This is a genomic window from Halovivax sp. (assembly GCA_007119345.1).
GTDB lineage: Archaea > Halobacteriota > Halobacteria > Halobacteriales > Natrialbaceae > Halovivax.
This window is the reverse complement of sequence record SKPV01000244.1, coordinates 1-5,485: the sequence shown is the minus strand read 5'-3', so window position 1 is coordinate 5,485 and position 5,485 is coordinate 1. Positions and strand designations below refer to the sequence as shown.

Below are 5,485 nucleotides of genomic sequence, written 5' to 3'. Positions count from 1 at the left end.
ACGCGATCGATCGCGATCACGTCGCCCGCGGCGAGCTCCGGAAGGGCGACGTCCTCCGAGAGCACGTCCCCGGTGTAACAGAGCGGACCGGCGACGTCGTACGTCCGATCGGGGTCGCCGTCCGCGAGCGCGTAGACCGGGTACGGCCAGTAGGAGGAGACGGCGTTCGTGCCGACGTCGAGGACCGCGAACGTGGCGTAGGGCGTCTCCTTGACGACGCCGACGGTTCCGAGCAGCGTCCCCGCGTTGCCGACGAGCCGGCGGCCGGGCTCGAGAAAGAGCGTCGGGTGCGAGAGCTCGAGCGCGTCGGCCGTCTCCCGAACCGTCGTCGCGATCGTCTCGACGATCTCGGTCGTCTCCGGGACCGGCTCGTCGTAGGGGACGGGAAATCCGCCGCCGAGGTCGAGGACGTCGATCTCGACGCCGAGCTCGTCCTGGATCGCCGCCGCGAACGAGAGCATCTCGCGCGCGGCGACGGCGTAGGGCTCGACGCTGCGGATCTGGCTGCCGATGTGGAGTTGGACGCCCGCGAGTTCCACGGCCGAGGAGGCGACGGCCCGGTCGGCGACCGCCATCGCTCGGCCCGACTCGACGTCCAGGCCGAACTTCGTCTCGCGGGTGGCCGTCGCCACCTCCGGGTGGGTCGGCACTTCCATCGCGGGGTTGCCCCGGACGAGCACCTTCGGCGTCGTCCCGGTCGCCTCGGCCGCGTCGATCAGGCGCTCCAGTTCCGTCGCGTTGTCGACGAGCAGGTGCTCGACGCCGCTCGCCAGCGCCCGCTCGACGTCCGTCGGCCGGCGATTCATCCCGGTCAACAGGAGCTCTGACGGCTCGAACCCCGCCTCGAGCGCGGCCGACACTTCGCCGTTCGCGTACGCCTCCGCTCGACACCCTTCCTCCCGGAGCACCGCGAGCACGGCGGGCTCGTAGTTCGCCTTCACCGCGAAGTGGATCACGGAGTCGGGATAGTGCTCGTCGAGCGCTTCTCGCAGCGTTCGATAGTTCGATCGGAGGTCGGCTTCGAAGAAGACGTACACCGGCGTTTCGAACGGCTCCAGCAGCCCCGCCCGCCGCTCGCGGAGCCGCGATCGCCGCGCCTCGATGTCCATACCGGGGAGAGTCGTGACGGGAGGGAAAACCCCCTGGCTAGCATACGAGGCGGACGCCCTCGGGCGGTCGACGCGACTGAACGGGGAGCGAACGCCCGAGTGGTCGGTGCGGCCGTACGGGAGTCGGACGCTCGGACGGTGATCGAACGCCCGGACGGTGATCGAGCGGTCCACGAGGGCTACCCCCGAGCCGAACCCGCACTGGGGTTACCCGCTCGGCGTCGCCGGGGCCCCTCGCCGTTCGTTCCGCCACGATATCGTGAGAATCTCACGCATAGATATTTAGCGGTCGAATGTGTATCGATTCCAAACCGTCCGTCCGCATGAAAAAGCGAGTCGATCTCCGGCTGTGGCACGAGGGCTGCTGGATGCTCGCGCTCACGCGCGAGCATCCCGGCGCTGAACTGATCGTTACGGACATCTGTTCGGACGGAACCGACATTCTGGCGACGGTCGTCGTCCTCGGGGACGGCGAGGTCGACCTCGAGACCGTCGAGGCGGCCGCGTCCGCGTCCGGAGCCGTCCGCTCGTGCGACGTGCTGGAGGCGGGCGCCGAGCGCGTGCGGATCCACGTCCGCTACGACGCGAGCGCGTCGATCTACGGGGCCATCGTGCGCTCGTCGCTGACCCCGGTCGGGGAGATCCGGATCGCCGACGACAGCGAGCGGTGGACGCTGCTCGCCGACGGCGCGTCGATCGGCGCCTCGATGGCGGAACTCGAGGAGGTGGCGGACGTCGACGTCCGTCGGGTCGTCGACTACGAGCCCGAGTCGCCCGTCGCGGCGGACCTCGTCGACGAGATCAGGGAGGAACTCTCTCCGCGCCAGACGCGGTACCTCCTCTCCGCCTTCGAGGAGGGTTACTACGGCTGGCCCCGCGAGGTGTCCGCGAAGGAGCTGGCCGAAAAGCACGACGTCTCCGGGCCGACCGCCCTCGAGCACCTCCGGAAGGGCGAGGCGACCGTCCTTCAGGAGATCCTCGCGCTCGTCGAGGAGCGCGAGCGCCGCGGATCGGTCGACGCATTTTGAGTATCGAGAGCCACGCAGGCGGGTGAACTCCCTCCGACGACCGTGAGGTTCGCGGGTGAACGAACGCCTTCTGACGATCGCGGCCGTCCGCGTCCGGCGCCGTCAGAGAGCGTGGAAAAACCGATCCGGTCCGCCTACTCGAGTCCGGCGCCCGCGACCACCGTCCGGACGACGTCGTCGATCCGGTCGGTCGCCGTCGCCTCGTACTCGCCCGTGAGGTTCGACAGCAGGCAGGAGAAGGCGACGGCGGGCTCGCCGTCGTCCGCGCCGACGTACCCCGAGAGGGTCCGGGCGCCGGTCAGGGTGCCGGTTTTGGCCCTGATCGGAACGGAGACGTCCCCGAGGCGGTTCGCGACGGTACCCTCCTCGCCCGCGAGCGGCAGCGAACGGCGGTAGCGATCGCCCCATGGGCGCTCGAGGCACCACTCGAGGACGGCGACGAGGCTCGCCGCCGACAGCAGGTTGTACCGCGAGAGGCCGGAACCGTCGCGCAGTCGCACGGCGTCCGCGCCGCGGTCGGTGAGAAACGCCGACGCGTGGCCTTCCCAGGCGTCCCAGGAGCCCACGCCCGCGAGTTCCCGGGCGATGGTCCGGGCGAGCTGCTCGGCGACGAAGTTGTCCGACCGGACGAGCATGTCCCGGACGAGGTCCGCGAGCGGGGCGGACGAGACGGTCGCGCAGGGCTCGCCGCCGGTTTCGACGGGTCCGTCGGCGATCCGCGTCCAGCCGTCGACCTCGATCCCCTTCGCCTCCAGGGCGTCCCGAAAGAGGCTCGCCGCGTGCATCATCGGGTCGTCGACCGGGCTCGCCGCCCTCGCGGTCTCCCCCGGCGGGATCTCGCCCTCGACCCGGACCACCTCCGAGGCGCGCTTCTTGTACACCTCGAGGGACGCCTCCGGCCCGGTCTCGACGTCGACGTCGAACCGGACGATCTCGGAGGTCGGCGAGGCGTCGACCTCGACGCAGCCGTCGCGGTGGACGACCGTGATGTCGACCGTGTTGCGCTCGACGGCGAGCGAGGTGGACTTGGCCCCGTAGTCGAACTGGCCGTCGTCCCAGGTCCAGCCCGGCCCGAGGGCCTGTTCGTCGAACGCCGACGCGTCGACGACGAGCTCTCCGGCGATCAGCTCGATGCCGGCGGCCGCGACGCCGTCGGCCAGCGTCATCAGGTCCGCCTGCGAGAGCTCGGGCGCGCCCCGGCCGCACAGCACGAGGTCGCCGAGGAGGACCCCGTCGCGCACCTCGCCGGCCGCGAACGCGGGCGTCTCGAAGCGGTAGTTGGGGCCGAGCTCGCTGAACGCCCGCGCCGCGGTCACGAGCTTCGCGTTCGAGGCCGGCAGCAACGGGACGTTCGGATCGACGGCCAGCAGCGTCTCGCCAGTCCGCAGATCCCGCGCGAGGACGCTCGCGCTCACCGACTCCCGCCCGGGGAGCGTCGCCTCGGGGAGGCTCACCATCCCGGCGCCCTCCTCACCGACCATCGTGACTCACCGTCCCGTCGTCCGCGAGGTGACACGCGGCGATCCGCCGGCCGTCCCCGGACGGCTCGAGCGGCGGCCGTTCGGCCTGACAGACCGACTCGAAGGGGGCGAGCACCTCGAGCGCCTCGCTCCGGTCGCCCGACAGCGCGGCGTCGGCGGCCCGCTCGGCGGCGCGCACGGCCTCGGACGGGATCCCGTCGCCGCCGTCGAGGTGGGTCTCGACGACGTCGCCGGGCTCCTCGACGTCGAGCGCTCCGTCCCGGACCGCGCCCAGTAGCGCGTCGAACGACTCGTAGCCCTCCCGCGTGAATCCGTCGGGGAGGATGAAGTCGGGACACCGCGTGTGGAACCGACAGCCCCGCGGCGGATCGGACGCGCTCGGCACCGCGCCCCGGATCTCCGAGCGGACGCCGGGCATGTCGGGGTCTGGGTTCGGAATCGCGCTCAGCAGGGCCCGCGCGTAGGGGTGGTGCTGGTCGGCGAACAGCTCCTCGGTCCGGGCGACCTCCACGAACTCCCCCAGGTACATCACCGCCACGCGGTCGGCGACGTACCGGACGACGCTCAGGTCGTGGGAGATGAAGAGGTAGGTGAGCCCGTACTCGTCCTGGAGCTCGTCCATCAGGTTGAGGATCTGGGCCTGGACGCTGACGTCGAGCCCGCTGACGGGCTCGTCGGCGACGACCAGGTCGGGGTTCACCGAGAGCGCCCGCGCGAGGTTGATGCGCTGGCGCTGGCCGCCGGAGAACTCGTGGGGGTAGCGGTTGTAGTACTCTCGCTTCAGGCCGACCTGTTCGAGCAGTTCGAGCGCCCGCTCGCGACGGATCTCTCTGTCGGAGACGCCGACCGAGACGGCCACCTCCACCGTCCGGGCGTCCTCGTCGACGCGCACGTCGGCGTCGAAGCCCCACGGCAGGTCGACGCGGAGTTCGTCCTCGATTCCCCCGCCGGCTTCGGCTTGCGCGGTCCCGGCGCTTCGGTCGGCGCCGTCCGCGTCGGCCCCGTCCCCCTGATCGGCGCCGTCCGCGTTGGATCCGACGTCCCGATCGGCGCCGTTCGCTCCGAACCCGCCGCTCTCGCCGGTCTCGATGCCGCGTTCTCGCCGAACGGTCGCGAGGACTTCGGCGACGCCGTCGACCGGCTCGACCAGCTTGTCGGCGTCGTCGTCGACGATCACGTCGAGCTCGAGGTCGCCGAGCCCTTCCGTTCGAACGTCGGCCGTCGCGACGACCGACGGGTCCGACGCGGGCCAGCCGGTTCCCCGCAGCGGGTCCTCGATGATGTGGCCCACCTTCCGGCGGGGGTTGAGGCTCGACTGGGGGTCCTGGAAGACCATCTGGGTCCGCTCGCGAAACTCGCCTTCGGGGATCTCCTCGACCGCGCGTCCGTCGAACCGGATCTCGCCGTCGGTCGGCTCCTCCAGGCCGAGGACCGTGCGCGCGAGCGTCGACTTCCCGCAGCCGGACTCGCCGACGACCCCGAGGGTCTCCCCCGGACGCAGTTCGAGGCCGACGCCGTCGACGGCCCTCACGCTCGTGTCGTCCAGCCGGAACGGCCAGCCGCCGCCGTCGCGGTCGAGTCGGAGGGAGTCGAAGAGCCCGGTGTTGACGGGGAAGTGCGTCTTCAGGTCCCGAATCTCGAGCAGCGCCGGTTCGTCGTCCGTCCCCTCGCCCTCGCGCGAGGACGGCGTTCGGTCGACCTCGGCTCCGCGGTCGTCGGTGCGACCCGATCGGTCGTCGGCCGGGTCCGTCGCTCGATCGTCGGTGCTCATCGGGACGGCCACCTCCGTCCGGCCGTCGCTCGATCGTCGGTGCTCATCGGGACGGCCACCTCCGGTCGGGCCCGCCGTTCGTCCCGTCTCGCTCGT

General features: G+C 71.4%; 4 protein-coding genes. 1 reads left to right on the top strand and 3 read right to left on the bottom strand.

Translation table 11 applies throughout. The annotated features are described in order from the left end of the window. The coding region (locus QZT59_RS16815; RefSeq protein WP_290818948.1) for an alanine racemase at nucleotides 1-1,109 on the bottom strand (1,109 nt) is incomplete at its 3' end. 323 nt (nucleotides 1,110-1,432) lie between these two features. On the opposite strand from QZT59_RS16815, the gene QZT59_RS16810 reads away from it, so the two are divergent. Continuing rightward, a complete protein-coding gene (locus tag QZT59_RS16810) occupies nucleotides 1,433-2,137 on the top strand; it encodes a helix-turn-helix domain-containing protein (RefSeq protein ID WP_290818946.1) in 705 nt (234 codons plus the stop codon). A gap of 134 nt (nucleotides 2,138-2,271) precedes the next feature. On the opposite strand, the gene dacB is transcribed toward QZT59_RS16810, so the two are convergent. Next, the gene (gene dacB / locus QZT59_RS16805) at nucleotides 2,272-3,618 is read right to left on the bottom strand and encodes a D-alanyl-D-alanine carboxypeptidase/D-alanyl-D-alanine-endopeptidase (protein WP_290818944.1); all 1,347 of its coding nucleotides are present in this window, start codon (nucleotides 3,616-3,618) and stop codon (nucleotides 2,272-2,274) included. Further along, on the bottom strand, nucleotides 3,608-5,485 hold a 1,878-nt coding region (locus tag QZT59_RS16800; protein ID WP_394348670.1), incomplete at its 5' end, for an ABC transporter ATP-binding protein. The genes QZT59_RS16800 and dacB, both read right to left, overlap by 11 nt.